The sequence below is a fragment of the Maribacter corallii genome (assembly GCF_047345415.1).
Lineage (GTDB): Bacteria > Bacteroidota > Bacteroidia > Flavobacteriales > Flavobacteriaceae > Maribacter_C.
This window is the reverse complement of sequence record NZ_JBLFEP010000002.1, coordinates 85,062-110,733: the sequence shown is the minus strand read 5'-3', so window position 1 is coordinate 110,733 and position 25,672 is coordinate 85,062. Positions and strand designations below refer to the sequence as shown.

31 protein-coding genes are annotated in these 25,672 nt (G+C 42.6%); 6 read left to right on the top strand and 25 right to left on the bottom strand.

Annotation, left to right across the window (positions count from 1 at the left end; all coding sequences use genetic code 11):
* Positions 1-67 precede the first annotated feature (67 nt).
* Positions 68-583 carry an acyl-CoA thioesterase gene (locus ACKWCA_RS05790; RefSeq protein ID WP_413977217.1) on the top strand — a complete coding sequence of 172 codons (516 nt, stop codon included), beginning with the start codon at positions 68-70 and terminating at the stop codon, positions 581-583.
* Here the strand turns inward: ACKWCA_RS05790 and ACKWCA_RS05785 are convergent.
* From ACKWCA_RS05785 to porW, 21 genes are all read right to left on the bottom strand, one after another.
* The gene (locus ACKWCA_RS05785; protein WP_413977216.1) at positions 580-1,416 is read right to left on the bottom strand and encodes an aldo/keto reductase; all 837 of its coding nucleotides are present in this window, start codon (positions 1,414-1,416) and stop codon (positions 580-582) included. The genes ACKWCA_RS05790 and ACKWCA_RS05785 overlap by 4 nt on opposite strands.
* Before the next feature lie 9 nt (positions 1,417-1,425).
* Positions 1,426-2,661 carry a murein hydrolase activator EnvC family protein gene (locus tag ACKWCA_RS05780; RefSeq protein ID WP_413977215.1) on the bottom strand — a complete coding sequence of 412 codons (1,236 nt, stop codon included), beginning with the start codon at positions 2,659-2,661 and terminating at the stop codon, positions 1,426-1,428.
* A gap of 1 nt (position 2,662) precedes the next feature.
* Positions 2,663-3,448 carry a lipoprotein insertase outer membrane protein LolB1 gene (locus ACKWCA_RS05775; RefSeq protein WP_413977214.1) on the bottom strand — a complete coding sequence of 262 codons (786 nt, stop codon included), beginning with the start codon at positions 3,446-3,448 and terminating at the stop codon, positions 2,663-2,665.
* Positions 3,449-3,450: 2 nt separating this feature from the next.
* Positions 3,451-4,389 carry a tetratricopeptide repeat protein gene (locus tag ACKWCA_RS05770; protein ID WP_413977213.1) on the bottom strand — a complete coding sequence of 313 codons (939 nt, stop codon included), beginning with the start codon at positions 4,387-4,389 and terminating at the stop codon, positions 3,451-3,453.
* A 36-nt stretch (positions 4,390-4,425) separates the two neighbouring features.
* Positions 4,426-4,860: a dUTP diphosphatase gene (dut, locus tag ACKWCA_RS05765; protein ID WP_413977212.1), complete on the bottom strand. Its 435-nt coding sequence runs from the start codon at positions 4,858-4,860 to the stop codon at positions 4,426-4,428.
* 62 nt (positions 4,861-4,922) lie between these two features.
* Positions 4,923-6,386, bottom strand: a complete 1,464-nt coding sequence (locus tag ACKWCA_RS05760; protein ID WP_413978025.1) for a lipopolysaccharide biosynthesis protein — start codon at positions 6,384-6,386, stop codon at positions 4,923-4,925.
* Positions 6,387-6,495: 109 nt separating this feature from the next.
* Complete coding sequence (locus tag ACKWCA_RS05755; protein WP_413977211.1) at positions 6,496-7,050, bottom strand: hypothetical protein; 555 nt, start codon at positions 7,048-7,050, stop codon at positions 6,496-6,498.
* The gene (locus ACKWCA_RS05750) at positions 7,037-7,534 is read right to left on the bottom strand and encodes an RNA polymerase sigma factor (protein WP_413977210.1); all 498 of its coding nucleotides are present in this window, start codon (positions 7,532-7,534) and stop codon (positions 7,037-7,039) included. The genes ACKWCA_RS05755 and ACKWCA_RS05750 overlap by 14 nt, the downstream gene beginning before the upstream one ends.
* Positions 7,535-7,539: 5 nt before the next feature.
* Positions 7,540-8,379, bottom strand: a complete 840-nt coding sequence (locus ACKWCA_RS05745) for an alpha/beta fold hydrolase (RefSeq protein ID WP_413977209.1) — start codon at positions 8,377-8,379, stop codon at positions 7,540-7,542.
* 104 nt (positions 8,380-8,483) lie between these two features.
* On the bottom strand, positions 8,484-9,716 hold the full coding sequence (locus tag ACKWCA_RS05740; RefSeq protein ID WP_413977208.1) for a TCR/Tet family MFS transporter: 1,233 nt from the start codon (positions 9,714-9,716) through the stop codon (positions 8,484-8,486).
* Positions 9,717-9,833: 117 nt separating this feature from the next.
* Positions 9,834-10,694 (bottom strand): ATP synthase F1 subunit gamma, encoded by an 861-nt coding sequence (atpG, locus tag ACKWCA_RS05735; RefSeq protein WP_413977207.1) that lies wholly within the window; start codon positions 10,692-10,694, stop codon positions 9,834-9,836.
* Positions 10,695-10,724: 30 nt separating this feature from the next.
* Complete coding sequence (locus ACKWCA_RS05730) at positions 10,725-11,063, bottom strand: four helix bundle protein (RefSeq protein WP_413977206.1); 339 nt, start codon at positions 11,061-11,063, stop codon at positions 10,725-10,727.
* 23 nt (positions 11,064-11,086) lie between these two features.
* A complete protein-coding gene (gene atpA / locus ACKWCA_RS05725) occupies positions 11,087-12,667 on the bottom strand; it encodes a F0F1 ATP synthase subunit alpha (protein WP_413977205.1) in 1,581 nt (526 codons plus the stop codon).
* Positions 12,668-12,727: 60 nt separating this feature from the next.
* Complete coding sequence (gene atpH / locus ACKWCA_RS05720) at positions 12,728-13,267, bottom strand: ATP synthase F1 subunit delta (protein WP_413977204.1); 540 nt, start codon at positions 13,265-13,267, stop codon at positions 12,728-12,730.
* 6 nt (positions 13,268-13,273) lie between these two features.
* Positions 13,274-13,774, bottom strand: coding sequence for a F0F1 ATP synthase subunit B (locus ACKWCA_RS05715; RefSeq protein WP_413977203.1), 501 nt, complete (start codon positions 13,772-13,774; stop codon positions 13,274-13,276).
* An 87-nt stretch (positions 13,775-13,861) separates the two neighbouring features.
* A complete protein-coding gene (atpE, locus tag ACKWCA_RS05710) occupies positions 13,862-14,053 on the bottom strand; it encodes an ATP synthase F0 subunit C (RefSeq protein ID WP_311349767.1) in 192 nt (63 codons plus the stop codon).
* A 77-nt stretch (positions 14,054-14,130) separates the two neighbouring features.
* On the bottom strand, positions 14,131-15,273 hold the full coding sequence (gene atpB, locus ACKWCA_RS05705; RefSeq protein ID WP_413977202.1) for a F0F1 ATP synthase subunit A: 1,143 nt from the start codon (positions 15,271-15,273) through the stop codon (positions 14,131-14,133).
* A 119-nt stretch (positions 15,274-15,392) separates the two neighbouring features.
* Positions 15,393-15,785 carry a hypothetical protein gene (locus tag ACKWCA_RS05700; RefSeq protein WP_413977201.1) on the bottom strand — a complete coding sequence of 131 codons (393 nt, stop codon included), beginning with the start codon at positions 15,783-15,785 and terminating at the stop codon, positions 15,393-15,395.
* Positions 15,786-16,016 carry an AtpZ/AtpI family protein gene (locus ACKWCA_RS05695; protein WP_413977200.1) on the bottom strand — a complete coding sequence of 77 codons (231 nt, stop codon included), beginning with the start codon at positions 16,014-16,016 and terminating at the stop codon, positions 15,786-15,788.
* The gene (locus tag ACKWCA_RS05690; RefSeq protein WP_413977199.1) at positions 15,994-16,464 is read right to left on the bottom strand and encodes a bactofilin family protein; all 471 of its coding nucleotides are present in this window, start codon (positions 16,462-16,464) and stop codon (positions 15,994-15,996) included. Before ACKWCA_RS05690 ends, ACKWCA_RS05695 begins: the two co-directional genes overlap by 23 nt.
* 7 nt (positions 16,465-16,471) lie before the next feature.
* Positions 16,472-19,024, bottom strand: a complete 2,553-nt coding sequence (gene porW, locus ACKWCA_RS05685) for a type IX secretion system periplasmic lipoprotein PorW/SprE (RefSeq protein WP_413977198.1) — start codon at positions 19,022-19,024, stop codon at positions 16,472-16,474.
* 106 nt (positions 19,025-19,130) lie between these two features.
* Here porW and ACKWCA_RS05680 point away from each other — a divergent pair, with 106 nt between their 5' ends.
* Positions 19,131-19,439, top strand: a complete 309-nt coding sequence (locus ACKWCA_RS05680; protein ID WP_413977197.1) for a hypothetical protein — start codon at positions 19,131-19,133, stop codon at positions 19,437-19,439.
* On the opposite strand, the gene ACKWCA_RS05675 is transcribed toward ACKWCA_RS05680, so the two are convergent.
* Positions 19,440-20,456, bottom strand: a complete 1,017-nt coding sequence (locus tag ACKWCA_RS05675; RefSeq protein ID WP_413977196.1) for a GlxA family transcriptional regulator — start codon at positions 20,454-20,456, stop codon at positions 19,440-19,442.
* Between the two features lie 196 nt (positions 20,457-20,652).
* On the opposite strand from ACKWCA_RS05675, the gene ACKWCA_RS05670 reads away from it, so the two are divergent.
* The 3 genes from ACKWCA_RS05670 (at position 20,653) to ACKWCA_RS05660 (ending at position 22,127) form a co-directional block, all read left to right on the top strand.
* Entirely contained in the window at positions 20,653-21,018 is a 366-nt protein-coding gene (locus tag ACKWCA_RS05670) for a DUF1801 domain-containing protein (protein ID WP_413977195.1), read from the top strand.
* Between the two features lie 10 nt (positions 21,019-21,028).
* Positions 21,029-21,688, top strand: coding sequence for a DUF2461 domain-containing protein (locus ACKWCA_RS05665; RefSeq protein WP_413977194.1), 660 nt, complete (start codon positions 21,029-21,031; stop codon positions 21,686-21,688).
* Between the two features lie 64 nt (positions 21,689-21,752).
* Positions 21,753-22,127, top strand: coding sequence for a SnoaL-like domain-containing protein (locus ACKWCA_RS05660; protein WP_413977193.1), 375 nt, complete (start codon positions 21,753-21,755; stop codon positions 22,125-22,127).
* Positions 22,128-22,448: 321 nt separating this feature from the next.
* On the opposite strand, the gene ACKWCA_RS05655 is transcribed toward ACKWCA_RS05660, so the two are convergent.
* Positions 22,449-23,687 carry an RNA polymerase sigma factor gene (locus ACKWCA_RS05655; RefSeq protein ID WP_413977192.1) on the bottom strand — a complete coding sequence of 413 codons (1,239 nt, stop codon included), beginning with the start codon at positions 23,685-23,687 and terminating at the stop codon, positions 22,449-22,451.
* Positions 23,687-24,034, bottom strand: coding sequence for a YciI family protein (locus ACKWCA_RS05650; protein WP_413977191.1), 348 nt, complete (start codon positions 24,032-24,034; stop codon positions 23,687-23,689). The genes ACKWCA_RS05655 and ACKWCA_RS05650 overlap by 1 nt, the downstream gene beginning before the upstream one ends.
* A gap of 202 nt (positions 24,035-24,236) precedes the next feature.
* Here ACKWCA_RS05650 and ACKWCA_RS05645 point away from each other — a divergent pair, with 202 nt between their 5' ends.
* Positions 24,237-25,286, top strand: coding sequence for a 2Fe-2S iron-sulfur cluster-binding protein (locus tag ACKWCA_RS05645; protein ID WP_413977190.1), 1,050 nt, complete (start codon positions 24,237-24,239; stop codon positions 25,284-25,286).
* Positions 25,287-25,307: 21 nt separating this feature from the next.
* Here ACKWCA_RS05645 and ACKWCA_RS05640 read toward each other — a convergent pair whose 3' ends face one another.
* Entirely contained in the window at positions 25,308-25,655 is a 348-nt protein-coding gene (locus ACKWCA_RS05640) for a hypothetical protein (protein WP_413977189.1), read from the bottom strand.
* Between the last annotated feature and the right edge of the window lie 17 nt (positions 25,656-25,672).

The following is a 25,672-nucleotide window of genomic DNA, read 5'->3' as shown; positions in this document are numbered from 1 at the left end:
CTCAAATAAATACGTTTTCCAAGGAATATCATTTTGTGCCCGTTATCTTTGTCAAAAAAATTCAGGTATGACCGCTAAGACCCCAAACGATTCGCGAACGATAATGAGTGACCTGGTATTACCGGGAGAGACCAATATGCTTAAGAACCTTTTTGGCGGGGAGCTTTTGGCCCGAATGGACCGTGCTGCCAGTATCGCCGCAGGAAGACATAGCAGTAGTATTACGGTCACGGCATCGGTCAATCATGTGGCCTTCACTCAACCCGTTCCGTTGGGGAGTGTAGTTACCGTAGAAGCTGCTGTTTCAAGAGCGTTCTCTACCTCAATGGAAGTGTATATCGATGTTTGGATCGAAAGTCGATTCAGCGGACAGCGTTCAAAAGCAAATGAGGGTATTTATACTTTTGTCGCCTTGGATGAGATGGGCAAACCGACCAAAGTACCTCCTTTGGAGCCCGAAACCGAACTGGAAAAAGAACGATTCGCCGCGGCCCTGCGCCGAAAACAATTGAGTTTGGTTCTTGCGGGTAAAATGAAACCCAATCAGGCAACAGAATTGAGGGCTTTATTTATGGGCGATTAAAAATCGAAGTCATTCGGATCAGGACCGATGCGTTCTCCCCGGTCCAAACCATCAAGGTAGGCGATATCTTCTTTACTTATTTCAAAATCAAAAATAGCCGCATTCGATAGGATCCGTTCTTTTTTGACCGATTTTGGAATCGTTACGACTCCTTTCTGCAAATTCCAACGAAGAATGACCTGAGCCACTGTCTTTTTATACTTTTTTGAAAGTTCTTGGCATATATCCAAGCCGAAAACCTTTCCCTGCATAAAAGGTGACCAGGCCTCGTATTGAATTCCTTTGGCACTGCAGTAATCGATCAGATCTTGTTGCACCACATAGGGGTGAAATTCCATCTGATTGACCATAGGAACTACCTCCGCGTGGGTCAACAGGTCTTCCAAGTGATGTTGCATAAAATTGCTTACACCGATGGCCCTAATGCGCTTTTCGGCATAGAGTCTCTCCAGGGCACGCCACGTGTCCGTATACTTTCCATCAACCGGCCAATGAATCAAATATAGATCGAGATACTCGAGATCTAGCCGTTTCAGTGAAGCTTCAAAAGCCTTTAAGGTGGTTTCATACCCTTGGTCCGCATTCCAGACTTTACTCACCATAAATACCTCTTCGCGGTTTACAGCACTTTCTTTTATTCCTTTACCAACCCCTTCTTCATTGCCATAGATCGAGGCCGTATCGATATGCCGGTACCCCAATTGTAAGGCATATGAAACTGCATCAATGACCTCTTGATCATTATCCGATTGGTAGGTTCCCAAACCCAGATAGGGCATTTTCACTCCGTTATGCAGCGTAAAACTCCCTTGTAAATCAGTAATCTTCTTCATTATTTTTCATTATAGTTGATACACCCATTCCTCAGGATTCAATCGTGATGTATCTTTGTAAAGGTAAAATTTCAAGCGTGTCTGACCGTTATTTCGATTGGTATATATTTTTCCGAGTTCCTTTTTGGCAGCGACCTGATCTCCTTTTTTCACATACACTTCGGAAAGATTGTAGTAAGTGCTAATAAAATTGCCATGTTTGATTTGCACCCCTTTTTTTCCTCCGGGTACTGAAAGAATGGCAATGACCTCACCCTGAAAAATCGCCCGTGCTTTCGCGTCTTCATCCGTGGCAATAATGACCCCATTGCTTTCATGCTTAATTCCGGGATAGACTGGATCACTGTAAACCCCGAAGCCCTGACTTTTGATTCCCTTTTCGACCGGCCATATCAATTTGCCCTTATTTGCCGTAAAACTGTTGGCCAAGACTGTAGCTTCAGGGGTAAGAACAAATTTGCTTAAGTCCCCTTTGGTGTTGTTCGACTTTTTATTGGCCGCCGCAATGGCGCTTTTAATGAGTTTTTCGATTTGCCGATCGATCTTTTTGGCCTCTTGCTGCTTCTTCCGTATTTCGGCGGTATACTTGCTTTCATTTTGGCGTATAGTCGCCAGCAATTCTTTCTGGGTCTTGATTTCCTTAAAAAGTTGGTTTTTGGCCTTTCTATTCTGTGCAATCAAGACTTCCTTCACCTTGCGTTCTTCATTAAGGTCTTTATTCAAACGTGCCAAGTCATCTGTTTTCGATACGATTTCGGCACCCTGTTCTTTGCGATACGCCGTGTATTGCTTCATATACTGCAAGCGCTTGAAGGCTTGAAAAAAGTTTTCAGAGGACAACAAGAACATCAATCTGCTCTGTTGTGACCGATTTTGATACGACTTTCGGATCATCAAGGCATAGTCATCCTTTAGCAGTTTTAAATCCTCCCGTAACTTGGATATTTTCTTGACGTTGGCGTTAATCTGTCGGTTGAGCAGGTTTGATTGTTGGTTGGTCACCCGAATCAGCTGTTCACGCACATTGATTTTCTTGTCCAACGCCTCCATTTGGTCTAAAATAGTCCCTTTCTCTTTCTTCTCCGCGAAAAGCAATCGGTTGATATCGTCAATCTCTTTTTGAAGTTGCTCCCGTTTTGATTCCAACGCCTTCTGTTCGCTGGTTTGGGCCAAGGTAGCTCGGGGTACCAGCAGAAGTACCAATGATACTATTGCAAAAAGGACAAGTCGCTTTTTAACTATCATTTTAATTCAAAACAATCTCTTTGTACCCCTTGGGAATCTTATATGGAAATGATATTTGTTGGTCAAATTCCAAATTTCGATACTCAATATCGATGGTGTTTTTGGTATTCTCTTCCATGGCGGTAATCAATACCGTATTCGGCACTACCCAGGTCCCAATTTTTTGATAATCGGTATAATTGATACGCAGCCATCTTTTTTTCAAAGGCTGGGACAATTCTTGCGACGCCATTTTAAAGTTCTTCGGCTCTATTTGAAAAAGGGTTTGAAAGAGTGCCATTGATTTTTTTGGTGTCAGTTGATATGTCCCATCAGCAGCCTCCAAGTCATATTTAGCCTCCTGAAGATCAAATAAGGCCTGGCCTAAAAGCAGGTTCTGTACTTTCTCGAAATCAAGTTCGGTACCCAGCAAATTACTGAGGTAAGAGAAGTCACCATCGAAAAACTCGTTCTCCAATTTGTTGTAGAAAGAGACACGCTCGGGTGTTATATATGCCTTTACCATTCCAAAGGGGGCACTCATCCAAATTGCGTCGTCTTTTTTTATGCGAAAACTTACCGTAACACCCTGTTTGGCTTCACCGTCAGAATAATCGATCTTCATTTTACCGCGAAGCGTGTTGAATTGAACTTGATTCTGATAATGAGCCTTAATAATGGATTTCGCCGAAGCGTTTGCGTCCATGGAGCCATCGGCCAGCACTTTTTTAGACTTGCATGATACCGTCATAATACCAATGACTGCAAAAAGCAGCCCCATAGTGCCGATTCGATTCAGGATTCGCATATTCAAAAACCAGGTTTTATCTTACTAAGGTACATATTTGCTTTCACAGTATTATAGGTCGCCGTATAGGCGTCAGCAAGTTCGGTATAGAATTTATTGGCTAGACCAATATCATTTACGAGATAGTCCAAACCAGCCTCCAAAACGTCAATGGCCTCCCGTGGTTTTTTGGCCTTATTTAGCGCATAGCCTTGTGCATAGTAGAAGTAGGGTTGTGAAGGGTAGGTTTCAAGAGCTTCTTCGGAAACCTGAAGCAAAATGGTAGTACTGTTTGTACGTATCAGCCCCTCAATACGCAGTTGATACCCTTGCATCGGGTTCGCGGCACCCGCATTGGAGTTCTCAACCGTGAAGGAGGTAGATTTCGCTTTGCGCTTTTCTACCGAGTCGTTGATCTTCGTAGTCAAATCTTCGGAAAAGGGACTTTTCCGGACTTCTTCCAATACCTTCAATGCATTTTCATAAAGCCCTCTTTTGAAATAGGTCAGGGCCAGATTTTCCTTTAGTTTCGGATTATCATAAGGTATTCGGGCAGCGACCACATCAATGTTGTTGCCTTGTTTTTCGAGAATATCGACCAGAGTTTCGAGATACCAAGGATTATCAGGCTCTGAGTCCAAAGCGGTGATGGCATAGCCCTCGCCTACCGTAAATTGTTTGTCTTCATAGTAGGCCTTTGCCAATTCATGATCTACCACTCTATTGGTTTCATCGAGCTGCTTACACTTCAACAAAAGATTGACAGCTTTGTCATAGTTTTCTATACCCTTCTGTTTGAGCGCCTCGAAAAAGTTTTCCTGAAAATCATCGGAGTATTCCTCTAGAAACACTTCTGCACTTTGTTCCACATCTAATTCCTGCTCTTCTTGACTATAGAGGGCAGGGGCAGTAATACCTCCTAACCAGGTGATGATACAACAAAGAAAAAGACTCTTTTTCATATAGTAACTCTACTCTATTTTTCCGGAGGGTTGCTCTTATTTGACCCCAGTGCTACCGAAACCTCCTTCTCCTCTATTGGTTTCCGAAAGCTCGGTTACTTCTATCCAATCGGCCCGTTCATGCTTGGCGATTACCAATTGGGCCACGCGTTCCCCATTTTCAACAGTGAACGTTTCATTGGAAAGATTCACAAGAATCACACCAATTTCGCCACGGTAATCGGCATCGATGGTACCTGGCGCATTCAACACCGTGACTCCTTTTTTGGCCGCCAAGCCGCTTCTGGGTCGCACTTGCGCCTCAAAACCTACCGGAAGTTCTATAAACAGACCAGTTTTAATAATGGTACGCTCTAAAGGTTGTAACGTAACAGTTTCAGAAATATTGGCACGAAGGTCCATTCCCGCAGAAGCACCGGTTTCATAGTGTGGTAAGCTATGGGACGATCTATTGATAATTTTAATGTTCATGACGCATATGTATATAAAAAGCCAAGAATTTTAGTTCCTATATCGGACGGCTACTTTTAGGCTTAAGTTTTCTGTTTTAAGAATATCTGTCTTAGTTTATCATTTTCCAATTTGTACACGAGCCCCAAGAATAAGGTCAATAAAATACAACCCGCGATCAGACTTCTGTTGAAACCATAAAAAGCGATTGCTGAAAAAAGAATGGAAATGCCCAAGTAGAACAAGATCTTTCGGAAATTATAGGGCACGGGGTAGCGAGACTTGCCAAAGTAATACGACAATACCATCATGGTACCATAGGCCATCAGGGTCGCAATGGCGGAAGCCATATACCCGATAAGCGGAATAAAAAAGTAATTTATACCAATTGTTATAATCGCTCCTATAACCGATATAAAAGCACCGAAACGTGTTTTATCGGTCACTTTGTACCATACCGAAAGGTTGTGGTAAATGCCCAGAAAAAAACTTGCCAATAAGATGAGGGGTACAATCGCCATGGCCTCCCAATAGGCTTCATCGATAAAGAGACGCTTTAAAAGGTCGGAGAAGACAACGACCGTAAGCAAAATTACACTTCCTATAATAACAAAATAATTGGTGATTTGGGCATACGCCTTTTGCGGGTTTTCCGTACCGGAATGGCTAAAGAAAAAAGGCTCGATTCCCATGCGAAAGGCGGTGGCGAAAAGCATCATGAACAGTCCTAATTTATAGCAAGCAGTATATTTCCCCGTTTCGCTTAGGGCAATTTCAGCGGGAAGCAGTCTTTCAAGCAAAATTTTATCAAAAACCTCATTCACCGTAAAAGCAACCCCGGCCACCAAGACCGGCCAAGCATAGTTCAACATCTGTTTCCACAAGGCGGTATCGAAAACATAAGTGCTTTTCAGATACAATGGCAACATGAACAACAAGGTGATGCCGCTGGCAACAAGATTGGATAAAAAGATATAGGATATTTCAAAATTCGGTCGATACATTCCAGCCAATACGCCATCGGGGTTTTCCTGAAACAGCTTCGGCAATAGCAGTAAGAAGAACAGGTTCAATCCCAGATTTATGGCCACATTGGTCATCTTGATGATCGCATATTTCATGGGCTTTTCATTGGCCCGAAGCCACGCAAAGGGGATAATGACCAAAGCATCCAAAGCTAGAATACCAATTGCATAACGGACAAAACGAACATCTATTCCTGAGGAACTTGCCATACTTCCCTGAAAAGAAAAAGCGAGCAACACAAATACAAGGGTAGACGCCATCAATGAAATCAAGGAGGTGGCTACCACGCCCTGCTTATTGTCAGCCTTGTTGTAAAATCTGAAAAAGGCGGTTTCCATCCCATAGGCCAGAAATACGTTGAAAATCGCTATCCAAGAGAAAATCACACTGACCCTTCCATACCCTGCAGTTACCAATATTCCGGTATACAGGGGTAAAAGTAGAAAGTTCAACATCCGCGGCAAAACGGTTGCCAATCCATAAATCGCAGTTTGTTTGAAGAGTTTTTTAAGCGGGTTCAATACCTGACGGATTAGGACCATAAAAGTACCTATTCTAAGAGAGCTAACAAAGTTTAGTTCACCTCTCCCTTTGCGATGCCGTGCCTACGACAACGGTCTCGTGTGTTCTCTATTCTTTTAAGCCTCTCAAAACCTTCAATTCCTCCTGAATTTGCCTCCCAATGAAAAAGCCGAGAATCAATAGGACGACCACGGACGACCAAACGATATATTGGTAAAAACCGGCACTCAAACTGGACTTAAAAGCCGGAAGTAATAACCAAAATCCAACACAGTAAGTCAAAATGATCAAAGGAGTGATCACCAGATGTATGATTCGCCGTCTATGGTAATACCGGATCATTTGCCTTTTATATTCCACCGCCCTATTCAAAGGGTCCATACTTCTGAGCTTTTTTAAACTCAATAGTTCAAGCACTATCCGAAAGAAAAGCGACCCTATCATAAGTAGCAGTCCGATCAGTACGGTCTGGAATTTAAATGCGGAGACGTAGAAGAAAAAGCAGATAAGTACTACTGCCGTTGTCAATAGAATGCCATTGGTCAACCGCTGCTTTCGCTTAATGTCGGTCAAGGTTGTCATAATCCGTTCGGCCCCGTTTTCAGGAACCTGAACTTCCTCTTGATTTTTCCATTGTGTTTGTAAATCCTTAAATGTTTTCATGCTGTACACAGTTTGTTAGTGCATTTTTTATTCGATGTATCCGTACGCGAACCGCTTCATGCGTCAATCCCATCACTTCGGCAATTTCCTTTTGGGGTATTCCTTCCAATTCCAATAAGATGATTGATTTCTGCTCTGATCGAAGTGTATCGATACAGGCATATAGTTGCGTGATTTGGTCTTGCTTTGTTAGGTGGTCCTCCGCTTCGGGTTGTGCCAGTTGTTGACTTAACTCTACGGTGTTTTCCCTTTTCTTTCTTCTAAAATGGAGCAGACAGGTATTTACGGTAATCCGATAGACCCAAGTAGCCACCTGTGCTTCTTCACGAAAGGAGGATAAATTCTCCCAGACTTTGATGAACGTCTCTTGGGCCAGCTCTTGGGCCATGGCCTCGTCGCCATTTACATGCCCCAGGCAAAGCCGCATGACCTTCGGGTAGTTCGACGTATAGATACTTTGGAAAACAGTTGGGCTTTTCTCCATTTGTGTTATAGGTGTTTCTTGAGTTGCTCCATAAACCAAGTGGTTTTGTCATACATAATAAAGTGAGCGGATCCTTCGGCGAATTGAATGTTATAGGCGTCAAGCGCACTATATTGCGAATCGTACGTGCTTTTGGTCATTTCAAGCCCATACGGGTGGGTCGCTGCCAAAATGGTTACAGGAATGTCAATGTTGGCGATATCCTGTCTTAAATCAAGTTTCAAGAGATCCGTATACCCGTACACATAGGTTTCGCGATCGGCGTTGATGATCCACTGCTTCAAAAGTGGATGTTTTTCGGTATCCAATACCATACCGGCCGCCATTTGAGTGGCCATTTGTGCAAAAGCAGCCTCATCCATTTCTAGCAATTGTTGATTCCATGGACTTTCATAAGCCATATTCTCGCTTTTGAAGTTCGGAATCATCAACGCTCCAGTTGCGGGCAATGCATCTACTACAATCAGTTTTGAATAGGGATGGTTTTCTTCTGTCGTTAGCCATAGACCCAAGGCGCCCCCCAAACTATGCCCGATAATCATCGGGTTCTCGAGTTGCTTTTCTTTGGTGTATTCCTGAACGGCTATTTTGATTTTGGGTAGCCATGGTTTTTCCAAAGGAGGAACATCCCCAAATCCGGCAAAGGTAAAGACATGGCATTCGTAGGTTTTGGAGAGTTCGGTAACGGTATCTTCCCATACCTCGCCGGTACATGTAAATCCTGGGAACAATAATATCGGTTGTCCTGCTCCGCTAACTTCTACCTCAAAGGCCTTGTATTGTGCTGAAACGAGCGAAAGGGAGAGCAATAGAACGGAAGCGATCAATTTTTGAATGGTTTTCATGATGTATCTTTTTATGATTTCTTTCCTTTAGATACACGACCTGAAAAATGTTACACTGAAAATCAAAAAAACATCCTCCTATACCTCTTTTGATCAAAAATAGGCTATTGCCCAAGAGGTTCTTCACTGATTGCAATGCGCTTCATGGCCAGTGTTGCGAAGATAAGTGCTACGAACAAAAAGATAGCGGCCAGTACGTAGGGAGCTCCTGGGAAGTAGGTGTTACCTTCCGGGCGAATAAAGAAGTAGAACACCGGAGAGAAAATCAACTGTCCTAAAATGGCGGTGATGCTCACCAAACCGGTAATGGCACCCTGAAGATTACCTTGTTCCTTTTCGGATACTTGATTAGAGATAACCCCTTGAACCGTGGGTCCGGCGACCCCTCCAAGGGCATATGGAATCAAAAAGGCATACAACATCCATGGCTCGGAAGCCAACGAGAAGAGGAACATTCCTATAGTCCACATCAAGAAGCCGAATACTACCACATTCTGTTTGCCGAATTTTTTTACGGCCACTCCGACCAAAAAGCCTTGTGCAATAGCCACGAGTAATCCGACGACCATAAGTGATATTCCGATGTCCTGAGGGCTCCAGTCATATCGCTCTATACCGTAATACGACCAAGTAGACGGTAAGGCCTGTCCAGCCAAATTCGCCAAAAAGAAGGCAAAAATGAGCAATAAAACCCCTTTGTAGTTGCGTAGACTTACTAAAGAAACCCCTGGGATCATTTTCAATAGCTCAATAGGTCTTCTATTTTCTTCGGTCAGCGATTCGGGTACGAAGAAGTATCCAAAAACAAAATTAGCGAACGTCAAGCCGGCTGCGATATAAAAGGGTAGCCGGATATCGATCTCACCGAAAAACCCACCGATACCAGGACCAATGATAAAACCCAATCCAAAAGCGGCACCAATCAATCCAAAGTTCTTTGCTTTTTCATCTGGGGCGCTGATATCGGCGATGTAGGCCGATGCTACCGTAAAACTTGCACCGGTAATTCCGGCAAGAAAGCGCCCGACAAATAACCACATAATGGTAGGCGCCCAGGCGTGGATCATATAATCGATGCTTAGTCCCAAAAGTGCCAATAGTAATATGGGCCTTCTTCCGAACCGATCTGAAATTTCACCTAAAACAGGGGAGAACAAGAATTGCATGCCCGCAAAGGCGGTAGTCAACCACATGCCGTAGATAACGGCCATCGACGTACCTTCGCCCGTCAACTCCATGATCAGATCAGGAATTATCGGCAAGATGATTCCGATACCGATCACGTCTACCAAGATGGTGATGAAAATAAAAAGTAAGGCGGTTTTCTTGGATTGCATGGCGGCGACAAAAATCGGTTAAAAAAACAAAACCTCACATTGCTGTGAGGTTTTTATTGTTCAAATTTTATGTTATGTTCCTTCGGCTGCGCTCGGTCAGCAGCTCAGGATGACACTTTAGTTATTTAATGCCTCGGCACCGCCCACAATTTCCAAAATCTCATTGGTTATCGCTGCTTGTCTTGCTTTGTTATAGGTCAACTTCAATTGGTCTCTCAACTCGGTAGCATTATCGGTCGCTTTGTGCATGGCCGTCATACGAGCCCCGTGCTCACTGGCAAAAGAATCACGAATTCCCTTATACAACTGTGTTTTTAAAGACTTCGGAATCAACTGCTCAACGATTTCGCCTTTGGAGGGTTCGAAAATATAGTCTCCGCTAGAACCTTCTTCATCTTCAATAGGAACGATAGGCAAGAACTGCTCTGTCATTACAATTTGAGTTGCCGCATTCTTAAACTTATTGTAAACGACATCAATTCTGTCATATTCCCCTGAAGTGAATCTCTCCATCAAGTCTTCAGCGATTATCGCGGTATTATCGAAGGTTAAATCCTCATACAAATCGCTATGATTGGAAAGTATAGTAGATTTTTTACTTAAAAAATCATTTGCTTTCTTGCCTATTGTAATAAAATCAACCTGCTTACCAGCATAAGTCTCTTCTATCAACGTAGTACATTGTTTTAAGATATTGGAATTAAATGCCCCTGCAAGACCTCTGTTTGAGGTTATCGCAACTATCAATACCTTATTTACCTCTCGGTTATCTGAAAATTTACTTCCTGAGTCTCCATCTAAACTTGCGCTTAAACTCTGAAGAAGTTCCGTCAATTTATCAGAGTACGGGCGCATGGCAGTAATAGCATCTTGAGCCTTCTTCAACTTAGCAGCAGATACCATTTTCATGGCACTGGTAATCTGCATTGTTGACGATACCGACGCTATTCTATTTCTGATTTCCTTTAAATTGGCCATTTTTTTAAGTTATGAGTTCGGAATTCAGAGTTATGAGTTTTTGATTATAGCAACCAAAATTCTAATTAACTCCTCACACTTTTCCTTCATGTCTTTGGGAACTCGTCTTCCAGTTGCCTCCAATATTTCTAACCAATAAATGGTTTCGTCGGCTTCTTTTAATGCAATCCCAAACTTATTTTTAAAATCCTTTGTACTAACTCCTCTTTGGGCCTCCCTTGTATTAGCACCAATACTTGTTCCGCTTTTTAAAAGTTGAGAAGCTAATTCGAAATCTTTTTTTTCTTTGAGTTGATCGCAGTACTGGACTATTTCGCAGGCAAATAGAAAGCTTTTCTTTCGAATCGGGCTTTCATTTAATCTACTCATAACTCCGTACTCATAACTCTTAACTAGCTTCTATACTTTCCAGAAATATCCTTAGCAACCGCTGTCAAGGTGTCAATAACCTCATCGGTCAGTTTTCCAGACTTCAAAGTATCCAAAACATCCTGATGTTTTGCTTTCAAGAATTCGATATAGTCTGTTTCGAACTCTTTTACTTTATCGACAGGAACGTCGCGTAACAAGTTCTTGGAACCTGCATAGATAATCGCTACTTGGTCTTCTACAGTAAACGGATCGTTCTGTGCTTGTTTCAAAATCTCCACATTTCGACGTCCTTTTTCGATAACGTTCAAGGTAGCTGCATCTAGGTCAGAACCGAATTTGGCGAATGCTTCCAATTCACGAAACTGTGCTTGGTCCAACTTCAAGGTACCGGCCACTTTCTTCATCGATTTGATCTGGGCGTTACCTCCTACACGCGATACGGAGATACCCACGTTAATTGCAGGTCGCACCCCTTGGTTGAACAAATCTTGCTCAAGGAATATCTGTCCGTCCGTAATCGAAATTACGTTCGTTGGAATATATGCAGAAACGTCACCTGCTTGTGTCTCAATGATTGGCAATGCAGTTAAAGAACCTCCCCCTTTTACCATTGGTTTCAATGAATCAGGTAAATCATTCATGTCTTTTGCAATCGCATCATCATTGATGACTTTTGCAGAACGCTCTAATAAACGAGAGTGTAGGTAGAAAACATCACCAGGGTATGCCTCACGGCCCGGAGGTCTTCTTAACAAAAGTGATACCTCACGATAGGCAACCGCTTGTTTTGATAAATCATCATAGATAATTAATGCTGGACGACCTGTATCACGGAAGTACTCTCCAATCGCCGCACCTGCCATAGGAGCATACACCTGCATTGGAGCAGGGTCAGATGCATTTGCAGCGACTATAGTAGTATACGCCAAAGCACCTTTATCTTCCAAGGTTTGTGCAATACCGGCAACTGTTGAAGCTTTCTGTCCAATGGCTACATATATACAATATACGGGCTCACCTGCATCGTAAAATTCTTTTTGGTTCAAAATGGTATCGATACAAACTGTGGTCTTACCTGTTTGACGATCTCCAATGACCAATTCTCTTTGTCCTCTACCTACGGGAATCATGGCATCAATCGCCTTAATACCGGTCTGTAAGGGCTCAGTCACCGGCTCACGGAAGATAACCCCTGGCGCTTTGCGCTCCAATGGCATCTCGTAAGTCTCACCTGAGATAGGACCTTTACCGTCTATAGGTAACCCCAAAGTGTTTACCACACGGCCCACGATACCTTCGCCAACATTGATAGAGGCAATTGTTTGTGTTCGTTTTACTACCGAACCTTCTTTTACGTCTCTTGAAGGGCTCAACAATACGACACCAACATTATCTTCTTCTAAGTTCAAGACGATACCTTTCAGTCCGCCTTCGAACTCCACCAATTCGCCATATTCAGCATTAGAAAGGCCGTATACACGTGCGATACCATCACCTACTTGCAATACGGTTCCGACCTCATCCAATGAAGCGGTCGCTTCGAATCCTGATAATTGTTTCTTCAAAATTGCTGATACCTCAGCGGCTTTTACTCCTGCCATATGTTCTAGATATAAGACGTAAGAGATAAGACGTCAGACGTCTCATCCCAAAATATTTGTTTATAGACTATTTGTAAATTCTCTCTTTAAATTGTTCAGCTTGTTGGAAATACTTGCGTCATACTGCAAATCTCCTACCCGAAGGACGAAGCCCCCTACGATGCTTTCATCGATCTTGTTTTCGATGGTCACCTTTTTACCGGTCAATTCGGTTACTTTCTTTAATATCTCTTTTTCCAACGCGGGGGTCAAAGGAATAGCTGTGGTCACATAGGCCAAATCTTTACCCTTTAACTCCTCATTGAGGATGATATACTTTTCGGCCACCTCATCGAGCAAGTCTACCCGCTTGTTATCGACCAAAATCGTAATCAATCCTTCCGTAACGGCATCGCTTCCATTAAAAATACTTAAAAGTGTCTCCTTTTTAATGGCGGATTTGATTACCGGACTCGCCAATAGATTTCTAAGCTCGGCACTTTCCGCTACCGTGGCTACAATGCTACGCATGTCTTTTTCTACCTTATCAGTGGTTTTGTTGTCCACTGCTAGGTCAAGAATCGCCTTTGCATACCGTACTGCTGCTCTTGAATTACCCATGTTCGCTTAGTTCAATTTGATGTCGCCCAACATATCTTCGACCAACTTCAACTGCTTTTCTTTGGAGGAGAGCTGCTCTTTGATCACTTTTTCCGCAATGTCGACCGATAAATTGGCCACTTGACTCTTGATATCGGCAACGGCAGCCTTCTTTTCGCTTTCTATTGCGGCTTGGGCTTGTTTCAACATCTTATCCCCTTCGACTTTCGCCTGTTCTTTGGAGTCCGCGATCAATTTATCCTTGATTTCACGGGCCTCCTTTAACATCGCTTCACGTTCAGCACGGGCCTCTTTTAACAATTTCTCACTATCCGCCGTAACGTTCTGCATTTCCTTCTTGGCATCTTCTGCGGCAGCTAAGGCATCCTTGATACCATCTTCACGTTCGTTGACCGCATTCAAAATCGGTTTCCAGGCGAACTTCCACAATAGGAAAAGTAGTAAACCGAACAAAAGACACTGCCAAAAAAACAGCCCTAACGAAAACTCCTCTAATAATTTTTCCATCCTTTAAATACTTTATAAGCCTTTTAATTTTTAAATAAAGTAACAGCTACGACCAACCGTCGTAGCCATTACTCTGAATACGTAGAATTATACTGCGAAAAGTGCAGCAAATCCAATACCTTCAATAAGTGCAGCTGCGATCAACATCGCAGTCTGAATCTTACCGTAAGCTTCTGGCTGACGCGCAATTGCTTCCATCGCTGAGCCACCGATTCTACCGATACCCATACCAACACCAATTACTACCAAACCGGCACCTACCATTACTGGAATTTCCATAATATATATAGTTTAAAAATTAAAATTCACTCTTTGCTTCGACTGCGCTCAGCAACCGTTACTTATCAACTCTTTACTTAGTGGGCCTCAGCATGATCATGCTCTACAGCGGCGAAACCAAAATACAGAGCCGAAAGCATCGTAAATATGTACGCCTGCAACAAGGCTACCAAAACTTCTATTAATGATATGGCAAAAGCTAAAAAATATGACAAAACAACCCCCAACCAACTAGGGTCTTCCAAACCTGTATCTACATTTACCGCATTTTTGGCATAAAACATTAGGGCAATCAAACTCATCAAGACAATGTGACCAGCTTGCATGTTCGCGTATAGACGAATCAATAGCGAAAAGGGTTTGATTATAATCCCCAATAATTCGATTGGAATCAAAATTAGGTATAAAAACAACTTGCCATACCAAGGCATTGAATCACCTAGTGGATCCAAAATATGCATCCAATAGTCTTTGGTGCCGGTCAAATTCGTGAACAGGAAGGTCAATAACGCCAATGCGAAGGTTATAGCGATATTTCCGGTCACATTCACTCCGAGCGGGGTTAAACCAAAAATATTCAAGAACCAGATAAAGAAAAATATGGATAACAGGTAGGGCATATACCTTTTATATTTCTCCTCGCCGATATTCGGTCTTGCGATATCATCACGGATATAGAGCACGATCGGTTCAAAGAAGCGGCCGACTCCCGTGGGTATACCGTTGTTTTTAGTGTACGACTTGGCTAACCCTCTAAACAGCAAGAACATCAAAAGACCCGTTATAAAAATCATTACGACACTTTTGGTAATTGAAAAGTCTATTGGCTTTGCGTTTGTCGGGTGATGCGCCTCATCATAATTGATGGTTCCCTGGGCATCGGTCTTGTATATTTTACTGTGGTACAACTTGTAGAAGTTACCATCGACCTCGGCCAAGGTTTCACCGTGATGAAATTTGGAAGAGGAAAATACTTTGAGGCCGTTGTCCCATAAAATGACGGGTAGGGGAAACCCAACGTATTTATGCTCGCCAGCATCGGTTGTGTAGGAGAACAGGGAAAAGTCGTGCGAATCTTTCAAGTGATGTTGGATGTACTCCTTTATCTCTGTTTTGAGGTCTTTTCCCGACTCGGAAGAAGTCTCGTTTTCCTTTGCAAAAGAATTGGCACTCAAAAGAAGTGCCATTACCAAAAGAAATCTTGTGAAGTATCTGCTCATATTCCTTTAAAAAATCGGTCCCTAAAAATCGCTGCAAATGTACGCTATTCTTCTAAAAAGAAAAAAGCATTTTAGATGTTTATTTTTAAGGGGTTTCTGAACGTAAACCTCTTGGGATTTTAATCCATTTTTTGCAGCATTTTAGCGGTAAAAACCGTTTCAAAAACCAGACTTAGGGTATACGGCACAAAGAAGGCGGCGAATTCTAATTTATCGATCTCGCCATCGACCTTGTAAGCCGGATAGAATAGTAGAAAAAAGAAAATGAACTTTATGAAACTGCCGCCCATGAACAAAAAACCAATAGCATTTTTGAGTTTGAGCCTGTAGAAATAGAGGAGGCCAAAGATAGCGGCCGCCAACAGACCATTAACACTGTAGGCCAAAACGATATTGTTCTCAAATTTTGGAAGTTCCGCTTGGCCCAATAGATAGGTATGTGTGCCAAAAGCGATTCCTAGTACAATGGATAGCAATACGACAAATTGCAGTATCGGGTTTAATTTGGGCATTTAATACTCTATTCGTTTTAGTTGGCGCAAAACTACCCAAATAGAAATTGCCACACCAATTAGTGTGGCAATCGCAGTGAAAATCCGTTTTTCAGTTTGATAGTGTTCATCTAACCATATGCCTGCTTTTGCAGCCAAGAAGATGATCGCGCCCATCTCAAAAGCAATGCCTGAAAGCATCGCTATGTTTTTAAGGTTATTCTTTTTCTTAGGATGCTTTTGCTGGCCCATTGCTATTGCTTGAGCTAGAACTTAAAGACGACTTGAAACCGCCAGAAGAGGAAGCCGCACTTGGCTTACTTCCACCTAACGAACCGCCTTTGCCCTTCATCGTACATGAAGCATTGAAAGTAGCACCCGGCTCAACGGCCAATTTCGTTACGGCCACTGTACCTTCGATGACCGCGGAAGATTTTAGAGAAAGTAAATCCGAAACTAAAAGTTCACCATTAAAGCTTCCTTCGATATCCGCATTTACACATTCTACTTTACCGTGAATGTAGCCATCTTTACCAATCACCACCTTGCCGGAAGTTTTTACGTTGCCGTCTAATTTTCCGTCAATTCTAAAATCAGCTTCGGAAATGATATCTCCTTTGATTTTCGTGTTCTTTTCAATTCTGTTAGGTTGTCCTCCGATCTCGTTCATAGTTCTAGGTTTTTTGTTGTCTGAAAACATTGTTCACTTATGGTTTTGGGGTTAAAACTGAGTTTTTGTAAGTCTCTAAATTCTTGTGTACTTGCACTATTTTATAATTGGACGATAATATAACAAAGCGCGGATCCTTGATCCTGTAGTCTTTATTTTTTTGCAACAATTCAGAGTAACCGAGAGCCCTATCTTTTGATTTAAAGCCATGTACGATTACAAATTGGTCTTCCAAGGTATAAATATCTTTTGAAACTACGTTCCTATATTTTAAATCTTTTATCGATTCTTCGAGTCGTTCTTTCAATTTTAACGCTTCTTCATTTTTAGACCGTTTGAACGGAAATACTACCTTCCAATTTCCGGATCCCTCTGAACCTACCTCCGAAGAAAACTCTTTCGGCTCTAGTTTGGGTAGTTGTTCGGCGACCATTTGTTCCGCTTTTTTCCCTTCGGGATTGTTCGGATACGTTAGGGCAACATAATTCAATGCCTCTTTAAATTCTTCAAAACCATTCAATCTTCCAATGGCATTTGCCTTAAGCATTTCAAATTTGGGCACGATGGGGTCTCCCGTATATCGATTGATATTTTCTTCGGCACCCGTGATTACCTGCAAGAAGTCTTGATTCCGGTATTTTTGAAACAGGGCATTATAACGCTGTTCAGGACTATCTTCATTGGCCGCCAAAACCGCCTGCGGATTCAACAAAATCTCGGCATACCGGGATCCGGGGTGGTTTTGAATGATATCGTTCTTCAAGGTTTCCATGAGCGGACTGCCCTCTTCTTCATAAATCTTGTACAGATTATATTTTGACGGCAGTACCAAGCGCTCTTCAGGATTCGCCCCAAGTACATCTTCAAGTTTTCCGGAGGCTAAAAGGTTCTCTTTGAACTTTTCTTTATAGATGAGCCCCAATTGGTAATTTGCGAAGTTTCTTTCTTTGTTGAGGCTATCGATTACGGCGATATCGGTAGGAATTTGATCCATATAGAACTCCAGCGAATACTTTTCCTCGTCCGTTGGACCACTGCTAAGGCTATCATTGGCGGCTAGTGTCTCATCTTGTGTTTGCGGTGAGACCCTGGCCTTGTTGCTCCAACGCCAATCATCACCCAATTCACGATTGCCCCAGCGGTTGGTGAAATCATTTTTGCCAAAACCAAGGCTTTGAATGTTGTAGAAATAGAATTTACCCTTGTTTTCCTTACCTCCCTTAGAATCTCCAAATGCCGCGAAACTCGCCGTAAGCTTCTCTTCTGCAGCTTTTGCAGCAGCTTCTTCCGCTCTTTTCATCTCATCGATGAATTCTTGAAAATAAGCAAGTTGGTCGTCTTTCGGCATGTGATAAAGGGTAATCACACTGTCGGTATATTGTACGATATCCTCATATTTGATAACATCCTCCAGATTGTCCAGTTTCTTTTTGGTCGTTCTGTACTTCTTCGTGTTCTCTTTGAGGTTGGTCAACATGCTATCGTAGTAGGCTCCTGCCATCTTGTATTCGTTACCATCAAAGTTATATACCGCCAAGTTTTCGTAATTGAGCGCATTCAATTTGGGTTCGTTCTGTGTGGCCCGCAACGATTTATTGAAATAGACGATTGCCAGACTGTCGGCATTGTTTTCTAAATGAAACTCGGCCACCTGACGGTAAATTTTATCCAAAAAGGGTCGATTTTCACGATTTTCTTCCAAATCGGTCAAGTATTCGAATAGTTCCTCTTTGTTCTCTTGCGTGATTTCAGTGTTTCTGATTTTTTGAATCTCCGCATTGATCATGTACACCCGTGGGGACTTTCTATTCAGATCAATGACTTTGTCAAAAGCATAATTGGCACTGTCTTTATATCCCAACTGATTGTACAATTGCCCGATAATATAGTAGTACCGTCCTTTTTCAGGATTTTTCTTCGTGTAGTGCCCGGCTATTTTCAGATTTTGAATGGCAGTGTCGGGTGCCTTGAGGTTGATAAAGGCCTGAGCCATCATCGCACGGGCATCTGCATATTCTTGATCTCTTAACTCTTCGTATTTGAAAAGTCGTTTGAGGTTCTTCAAGGCCAACTCCTCGTTTTCAAGCCGAATATTGACTTTTTCCCTCCAAATATGTGCCTCGTTCAGCTTGTCACTATAGGTATATTTTCTAATGATGTAATTAAAGGCCTCGAGCGCTGGAATATACCGTTGATCAAAATACCTTGCCTTGCCCAATAACAAAAACGCCTCGTCTGTTTGCGGATTGCGTTCTTCGTCCTTGATATCCATACTGTGCTTCTGTATGGCCTTGGTCGCTTTTTCTTCCGCAATGATAAAATTGGGATTGTTATCTTCCGAATCGAGTTTGATTTCTTCGGTGACCTCCAACCGTTCTACAGGAAGCACTTCCCAATAATCATCCTTGTAGCTCGAATTCAATTCTTCCCGACCGGTATCAAAGGCGATATTGCCATTGTACAACACATTGTATTTTGTGTTCAAGGCATGCCAATTACGGTTGATGAACTTATCTTTTTTTACCGAACAGGCATTAAAAAGAAGGACCCCAAGAAAAGCTGTGATGACTAGTTTAATTCGAAAGTTCAAAATTGCAAGTATTCGTCTGTAAACTTAACTGAAAAACAACCAGATTATTATACAGTTCATCGATAAAATGCACAATATGGTAATCCTTCGAAAATATATGTCCAAAATGAACCTCCGCAACATCCACCATACCGCCAATTCAAGTCTTGGGACAGTCGCGATTGAGGTAAATTTTCTACACCGAACGCAACTGCATGCCGACACCTACTTTCAAATCACAGCATGTTATGGACCACTCGGTCTGTACCTATCGAAAACAGGAGGTTACAAACCATCGCAAATGCCCGTTCATAGTGTTTTTGCAACTTTAGAACGGCCTTATGCCCTTTACGTTGAGGTTTTTGCAAGGCGACAACCGACTAATGAGTCAGTTGCTCGTCAAACATCCCCTTTCGAAGCGGTTATCCGCAAGTAGCTACCACGCAGTGAGGTTTTCCCCGAATTCGAGTGCTTTTCGGTTATATTTTCCACGATAAGCGAAAGGAGAAAGGCCCACATATTTTTTAAAAACAGTTCTAAAGGCCTTCTGATCGATATACCCTACTTTGTTCATGACCTCGTTCACATTATATTGGGTAGACTCCAGATTTTTTTTCGCCGCTTCCACCTTTACCCGTTGAATATATTCTGATGGGGTATTCTGAGTAGCTTTTTTAAAACGTCTCACAAAATTGCGACGGCTTATCGCGTACTTTTCGGCCAACTGTTCTACCGTAATTTTTTGTGATACATTACCCTCAATATACTGCTGCGCCTTTTTGACGGCCTCGTCTTCATGATCTTTTTGCCCTTGAAAGATGGCAAACTGATTTTGATTATCACGATCTATTTCTATTTCAAAAAACTTGGAAATGTAGATAGCGGTTTCACGGCCACAGTACTTATCTACCAAATGCAACAATAAATTGAGAAACGAATACGCGCCACCACTGGTGTAAATACCATCTTCATCGGTTACCACCTTATTCGATATCAAATGCACTTTAGGGTATAATTTTCGAAACATTTCCATCCCTGCCCAATGTGTAGTGCATCTTTTGCCATTGACCAGTCCAGTTTCGGCCAGCAAAAAGGCGCCGAGGCAAAAACTCGCTACCTCAGTACTATTTCTTTCTCTCTGCCTCTTGATCCATGGTACAAAATCATAGTTTTCCTGTAGGTCTTTTTCCAAGGTATGCGGCGTGCAAGCAGGTATTATGATCAAATCGGTTTTGTCTATTTCATCAAGGATACGGTCACAGTGGATGCTGAAGGCCCCCTGGTACAGGGCCGTATTCGGTTCAATACCCACGAGATGGATGTCGAAAAATGGTGTTTTTCGATCAGTTCGGCTTTCCATGAACTGATTGACCGCACTGAATATTTTATAAGGGCCAACAATACTGCTTAACACAGCATTTTTCTTCGGAACCAAGATGCTTACATGTTTCATGGGATCTATTTTTCTTCACCCTTAAAAGTAATTTGTTTTTTTGGCACAATCAACCCTTTAAACTGTCTGATTTAGCCATTTTTAGTGCTTTTTAAGTTTCATACATTTGAATATAGGTCGGCCTTTGTGAGGCAATAGCTTTTGATATTGAGGAATACTCCTTGGAAACTAACGCGAACATTTTTTTTGAAAAGTGATGAACACAAATCCTGAAGTAGATCGTTTTCTAGAAGAAAAAAACCATCCCTTGACCGAGGAAATTCAAAGGATAAGAGAAATCATTTTGTCCGTTGATCCGAAAATCACCGAAGCTATTAAATGGAAGAGTCCAACCTTTATATACAAAGGAAATATTGCCTCCTACTTCATGAACGCCAAAAAGTTCGTAAGCCTCATGTTTCACAAAGGGGCTTTGATCAAAGATGAACATGGCCTCTTAGAGGGTGATGGGAAAGAAGCTCGAGTAGCTCGTTTTATGAATATGGAGGATATCGAACAAAAAAAAGAGGCTTTAATGTCCGTTATTTCAGAATGGGTTCGTCTTAAGGAAAACGGAAACTAAAACCCATCTTATGATTCGAGAGACGTATTCCTCCTTTTTTAAGGATTTGCAAAAAAACAACACCAAAGAATGGTTCCACACGAATAAGAAACACTATGAACAGGAGGTAAGACAGCCATTCGTGGCATTGCTGGAGACGATTATACCCGTTTTGAGAGAATGGGAAAATGCCATTTTACCAGATCCAAAAAAAGCGCTTTTTAGAATCAATAGAGATCTGCGCTTCTCAAAGGACAAGACCCCTTACAACCTTATGATGAAGGCCGGCCTTTCCCCTGGAGGCAAAAAGTCTGTTGACCCCGGTTACTATTTGGGTATTGATGCAGAACACATACATGTAGGCGGAGGTCTTTTCATGATTCGTCCACCTGAGCTTAAAAAGATTCGGCAGCATATTACGGCCAATACGGATGAATTGATTCAAATTACAAAAGCACCCAAATTCATCGAAAATTTCGGAGTGCTCAAGGGCGAAAAAGCAAAAAGATTGGACAAGGATTTTCAGGAGGTCCTTCAAAGAACGGAGCTCATACAGCATAAGCAATTCTATGCGTTTGTCGAGTTTCCGTTGGCCCCTTTTTACAACTCAAGCACATTGACAGAGGAAATTCTAATGCATTTTGAGGCCATTCGGCCACTAAACGATTATTTGAGTAAGGCGTTACAATAAATAGTACAATTATATTCATCAACAGTTGCTGTTCCGAAAGGTTCTGCTTTTAAAACACACATTTATGACTACACAAGAGGTGGCCGACAAACTGGCCAATTACTGTAAACAAGGACAATTTAACGAGGCCATTAATGAACTCTATGGAGCGGATATCGTGAGCATCGAGCCGGACGGAGCTCCCCAAAAAGAAGTAAGAGGGTTGGAAGCCGTTAAAGAGAAAACGAAAAACTTTAACGAGATGGTCGAAGAAGTTCATGGAATGGAGGTTTCAGATCCCGTCGTCGGCGATAAGTTTTTCGCTATTTCAATGAAAATGGATGTTACTTTCAAGGGAGCTCCGCGAAATACGATGGAAGAGGTATGTCTGTACAAAGCGGAAAACGGTAAAATCGTTTGGGAACAATTTTTCTTTACACCTATGAATCCAGCTGGGTAGCCCCCTAAGGGCATTCACCCGATAAGATGGACCATTGGTCTTCACAAACCCTCCACTATGCGAAAAATAGTGGAGGGTTTGTGCTCTAAAGTCCGCACTCCTTACATACCCCTCAGTCTGTTTTTCACCATTTTATCGAATAGACAATGGTTTTTCGGTATTTCGAACAGATTTCTTTACCAGAAAACGATTTTTTTCAGCTTTCCGAAGTTTTTTAAATGACCTAAAACCGACCGAGAAGTCGGTTCTTTCTTTTTGGAGCGTACCCAAGAGTTTATCGCAGATGTTAGCCCTTTACATCTTTGATTTGGTTCATAAACCTCAGCTCAATTGCATCAACTTTTTTTCAAGATACCGCTTTTCAAGTCCGTTCGAGGTTGTAGCAATCGCTTGTTCAAAATAGGTTTTGGCCATTGTGCGATCGTCAAATTTCAAGTGGTATTCCGCAAGACTTCCAAAATATAGGTATTGTCGTTGGCCCAAATGAGCACTTTCAAGTTCTTCCAATAGGCTCTTGGCCGCGGGCAGTTCATTCATCTGCAAGTAGACAATAGCGATATTCAATAGGGTAAAAGGTGTGGGTTGTCGCTCGTACAATTTGGAATACCACTTCAGAATGTTCGTCCAATTCGTCTCCTCAAAAGTCTTTGCCTTGATATGCTCGCAGGCTATGGCCGCCTCGTAATGGTAAATAGAGATATCTTCATACGTACCCGCTTTATACATGGCGCGATTGGCTATTTCAATCAACGGTAGGTGCCATTGGCTACGATCTTGTTCGCGAATATCAACAATCTCATTGTCTTGATTGGTCTTGCTTTTCAGGCGTGCCGCATGAAAACAAAGCAGGGCGAAGAGCGCGTAAAGACTTCCCGATCTGAATTCCTCTTTTCGTATCAGAAGCTTGCACAGCCGTATCGCCTCACCACAGAGATCTTCACGAATCAATGTATCGGTGTTGGTCGAATGAAAGCCCTCATTAAACGTTAAATAGACTACTTCCATGACACGATTCAATCGGTTTTGGAGATTCGCGGGAGAAGGAAAATCAAATTCAATCTCGTTTTTGACAATAGTCTTACGAGCACGTTGTAACCGTTTGGAGATGGTTTCTTCCTTTGTCAATAACGCAGCGGCAATTTCAGGAGTGCTAAAACCGGAAATGGTCTTTAAGGCAAAAGCAATTTGCTCTTGCGGTTTTAGACTCGGGTGGCAGGCCACGAAAATCATGCGAAGCTGACTATCGGCGATTTCATGGTCCAAGAACAACTCATTCAGCGGAATGGAGGAGGGGCCATTGGATATCTTTTCAATTCGTTTCTTTTCCGCTTTGATGCTGCGTAGCAAGTCTATCGTACGGTTTTTGGCCACGCGTGTCAGCCAGGCCTCGGGGTTGTCGGGAAGCTGTTTCCGCCATTGTAGGGTGGCCTTGATAAACGTATCTTGAACCGCATCTTCAATGGTCTCTATGTGGGCTAACCCAAAAAATCGCGTCAAAATAGCGACCATCTTCCCGTAATGGTGCCGGAAGAGATGGTCGACAATTTTCTGATCTTTCATTATTGATCAAAAACCATTACCTCGCGTATTTCGACCGTTCCTCCTAAATCATAATCAGGGTAGTCTTGTGCAATTTGAACAACGGCATCGGCATTTTCGGCCTTTACGATATAGTATCCGCCGATCAACTCTTTACTGTCGGCAAAAGGACCATCGGTCACCGTGCGGTCTGGTCCGGAAACTCGTTTGACCTCTGGAACCAAGGCATCTCCGGCCTTGACAATGCCCATTTCCGTCATTTTGTCGTTCCAACCGAACCATTTGCCCATGCGCTGTTGCATCTGCTCAGGCGATAGGCCCAACTCTTGATAATCCGCTCCGATAAAAATCATCATAAAATCTTTCATTGTTTTTATTTAAAGGTTATTACTATTTGCCCTTATGACGAGGCCATTTGCACATAGGAGGACACTTTTAACGCATTTTTTATGAAGCGTCTTGAAAACTTTCCATTTCGCACATGCATACAAAGCCGAAGAAAGGAGATTTTTTTGGTCTTCCGATTTTATATGGACGTGTCAATGCTTATTTTTGCCCGAAAATTCACATATGCCCGATTTTCACTCTCTGAAGGTAAAAAATATTAAAGCACTGACCCCAAGTTCTGTGGCGGTTACCTTTGAAATTCCAAAAGAATTACTGCAAACGTTCACCTTCTCGGCCGGCCAATATATTACCATAAAAAAAGAACTCAAGGGAAAGGAATTGCGAAGGGCCTACTCCATAAGTTCCTCACCAAAAGCGGATACGATAACCATTGGTATCAAAAAGGTGGACAAAGGGGGCTTTTCGGATTATGCGAATACCAAACTCGCCGCTGGCGATGTTTTGGAAGTGATGCCCCCTGAAGGGCGTTTTGTATTCACACCCTCAGAAAAGCCCAAGACGATTGCCGCTTTTGCCGCCGGAAGTGGTATTACCCCAATCATGAGCATCGCAAAGACGGTCATGGATGGTCATCCTAAGAACACCTTTGTGCTCGTCTACGGCAATAAATCGGAAAAAGAAACCATGTTCTATACGGATTTGGTAAAAATGCAATTAGATCATTCGGACCGGTTTTTTATCTATTTCACGCATAGTGAAGTTCGTTCAAACGACTCTCTTTTTGGCCGTATCGATGTGTCTACGGTCAACTATGCCCTAAAAAACAAGCATAGTAATGCTGACTTCGATGCGTATTACCTCTGTGGCCCTGAACCTATGATCCATAAGGTAAGTGATACCCTCAAGGAAAATGGAGTGACCACGGATGCCATTCATTTTGAACTTTTTACGCCTACGGAAATCAAAGATGAACTACCCGTTGCCGCTGACGGAAAAGCGCAGATTGAAGTGTTGGTCGACGATGAGACCTTTTCATTTTCCATGGATAAGAAAATGGTGGTGCTAGATGCGGTATTGAAAGAAAATATCGATGCTCCCTACTCTTGTCAAGGTGGGGTTTGTAGCAGCTGTATTGCCCGTGTAACAGAAGGAAAGGCCGAAATGGCCAACAACCAAATTCTGACCGATGGCGAAATAGCCGAAGGCTTTATACTAACCTGCCAAGCGCGACCGATTACCCCAACCTTGAAAGTAGATTATGACGATGTCTGATTCGTTCAGATAAATACTAGACTAGGAGCCTCCCTCTGTACAATCGATCGCATCGATTTCAGCTTGGGCCTCGTCGACGGCTTCATCGAAAGCCACCCGGGTGAGGGCGACTACACATCCTTGAGCGTCTTCCAGCGCATCTAAATAACTGACGCCCGCAGCTTTGTACGCATTGCAATTTGCAACCGTTGGGTCATTGTCGTACGCTTGTTGTGCAGCAGAGAGTGCCGCAGATTCGTTAGTGACCTCAGTGGCCCAGGAACCACTCCCGCAAGAACCTAGGGGGTTTAAGGGATTATCATCGGAACATGCCGAAATACAAAGCATTGAACTAGCCAACACCATACACTTGAAATACTTTTTTTCCATAGTTACCTGCTTTTGTT

Coding starts and splice junctions, on each gene's coding strand:
- ACKWCA_RS05790 (WP_413977217.1), top strand. CDS start 68: ATGACCGCTAAGACCCCAAACGATTCGCGAACGATAATGAGTGACCTG.
- ACKWCA_RS05785 (WP_413977216.1), bottom strand. CDS start 1,416: ATGAAGAAGATTACTGATTTACAAGGGAGTTTTACGCTGCATAACGGA.
- ACKWCA_RS05780 (WP_413977215.1), bottom strand. CDS start 2,661: ATGATAGTTAAAAAGCGACTTGTCCTTTTTGCAATAGTATCATTGGTA.
- ACKWCA_RS05775 (WP_413977214.1), bottom strand. CDS start 3,448: ATGCGAATCCTGAATCGAATCGGCACTATGGGGCTGCTTTTTGCAGTC.
- ACKWCA_RS05770 (WP_413977213.1), bottom strand. CDS start 4,389: ATGAAAAAGAGTCTTTTTCTTTGTTGTATCATCACCTGGTTAGGAGGT.
- dut (WP_413977212.1), bottom strand. CDS start 4,860: ATGAACATTAAAATTATCAATAGATCGTCCCATAGCTTACCACACTAT.
- ACKWCA_RS05755 (WP_413977211.1), bottom strand. CDS start 7,050: ATGAAAACATTTAAGGATTTACAAACACAATGGAAAAATCAAGAGGAA.
- ACKWCA_RS05750 (WP_413977210.1), bottom strand. CDS start 7,534: ATGGAGAAAAGCCCAACTGTTTTCCAAAGTATCTATACGTCGAACTAC.
- ACKWCA_RS05745 (WP_413977209.1), bottom strand. CDS start 8,379: ATGAAAACCATTCAAAAATTGATCGCTTCCGTTCTATTGCTCTCCCTT.
- ACKWCA_RS05740 (WP_413977208.1), bottom strand. CDS start 9,716: ATGCAATCCAAGAAAACCGCCTTACTTTTTATTTTCATCACCATCTTG.
- atpG (WP_413977207.1), bottom strand. CDS start 10,694: ATGGCCAATTTAAAGGAAATCAGAAATAGAATAGCGTCGGTATCGTCA.
- ACKWCA_RS05730 (WP_413977206.1), bottom strand. CDS start 11,063: ATGAGTAGATTAAATGAAAGCCCGATTCGAAAGAAAAGCTTTCTATTT.
- atpA (WP_413977205.1), bottom strand. CDS start 12,667: ATGGCAGGAGTAAAAGCCGCTGAGGTATCAGCAATTTTGAAGAAACAA.
- atpH (WP_413977204.1), bottom strand. CDS start 13,267: ATGGGTAATTCAAGAGCAGCAGTACGGTATGCAAAGGCGATTCTTGAC.
- ACKWCA_RS05715 (WP_413977203.1), bottom strand. CDS start 13,774: ATGGAAAAATTATTAGAGGAGTTTTCGTTAGGGCTGTTTTTTTGGCAG.
- atpE (WP_311349767.1), bottom strand. CDS start 14,053: ATGGAAATTCCAGTAATGGTAGGTGCCGGTTTGGTAGTAATTGGTGTT.
- atpB (WP_413977202.1), bottom strand. CDS start 15,273: ATGAGCAGATACTTCACAAGATTTCTTTTGGTAATGGCACTTCTTTTG.
- ACKWCA_RS05700 (WP_413977201.1), bottom strand. CDS start 15,785: ATGCCCAAATTAAACCCGATACTGCAATTTGTCGTATTGCTATCCATT.
- ACKWCA_RS05695 (WP_413977200.1), bottom strand. CDS start 16,016: ATGGGCCAGCAAAAGCATCCTAAGAAAAAGAATAACCTTAAAAACATA.
- ACKWCA_RS05690 (WP_413977199.1), bottom strand. CDS start 16,464: ATGTTTTCAGACAACAAAAAACCTAGAACTATGAACGAGATCGGAGGA.
- ACKWCA_RS05680 (WP_413977197.1), top strand. CDS start 19,131: ATGAACCTCCGCAACATCCACCATACCGCCAATTCAAGTCTTGGGACA.
- ACKWCA_RS05675 (WP_413977196.1), bottom strand. CDS start 20,456: ATGAAACATGTAAGCATCTTGGTTCCGAAGAAAAATGCTGTGTTAAGC.
- ACKWCA_RS05670 (WP_413977195.1), top strand. CDS start 20,653: ATGAACACAAATCCTGAAGTAGATCGTTTTCTAGAAGAAAAAAACCAT.
- ACKWCA_RS05665 (WP_413977194.1), top strand. CDS start 21,029: ATGATTCGAGAGACGTATTCCTCCTTTTTTAAGGATTTGCAAAAAAAC.
- ACKWCA_RS05660 (WP_413977193.1), top strand. CDS start 21,753: ATGACTACACAAGAGGTGGCCGACAAACTGGCCAATTACTGTAAACAA.
- ACKWCA_RS05655 (WP_413977192.1), bottom strand. CDS start 23,687: ATGAAAGATCAGAAAATTGTCGACCATCTCTTCCGGCACCATTACGGG.
- ACKWCA_RS05650 (WP_413977191.1), bottom strand. CDS start 24,034: ATGAAAGATTTTATGATGATTTTTATCGGAGCGGATTATCAAGAGTTG.
- ACKWCA_RS05645 (WP_413977190.1), top strand. CDS start 24,237: ATGCCCGATTTTCACTCTCTGAAGGTAAAAAATATTAAAGCACTGACC.
- ACKWCA_RS05640 (WP_413977189.1), bottom strand. CDS start 25,655: ATGGAAAAAAAGTATTTCAAGTGTATGGTGTTGGCTAGTTCAATGCTT.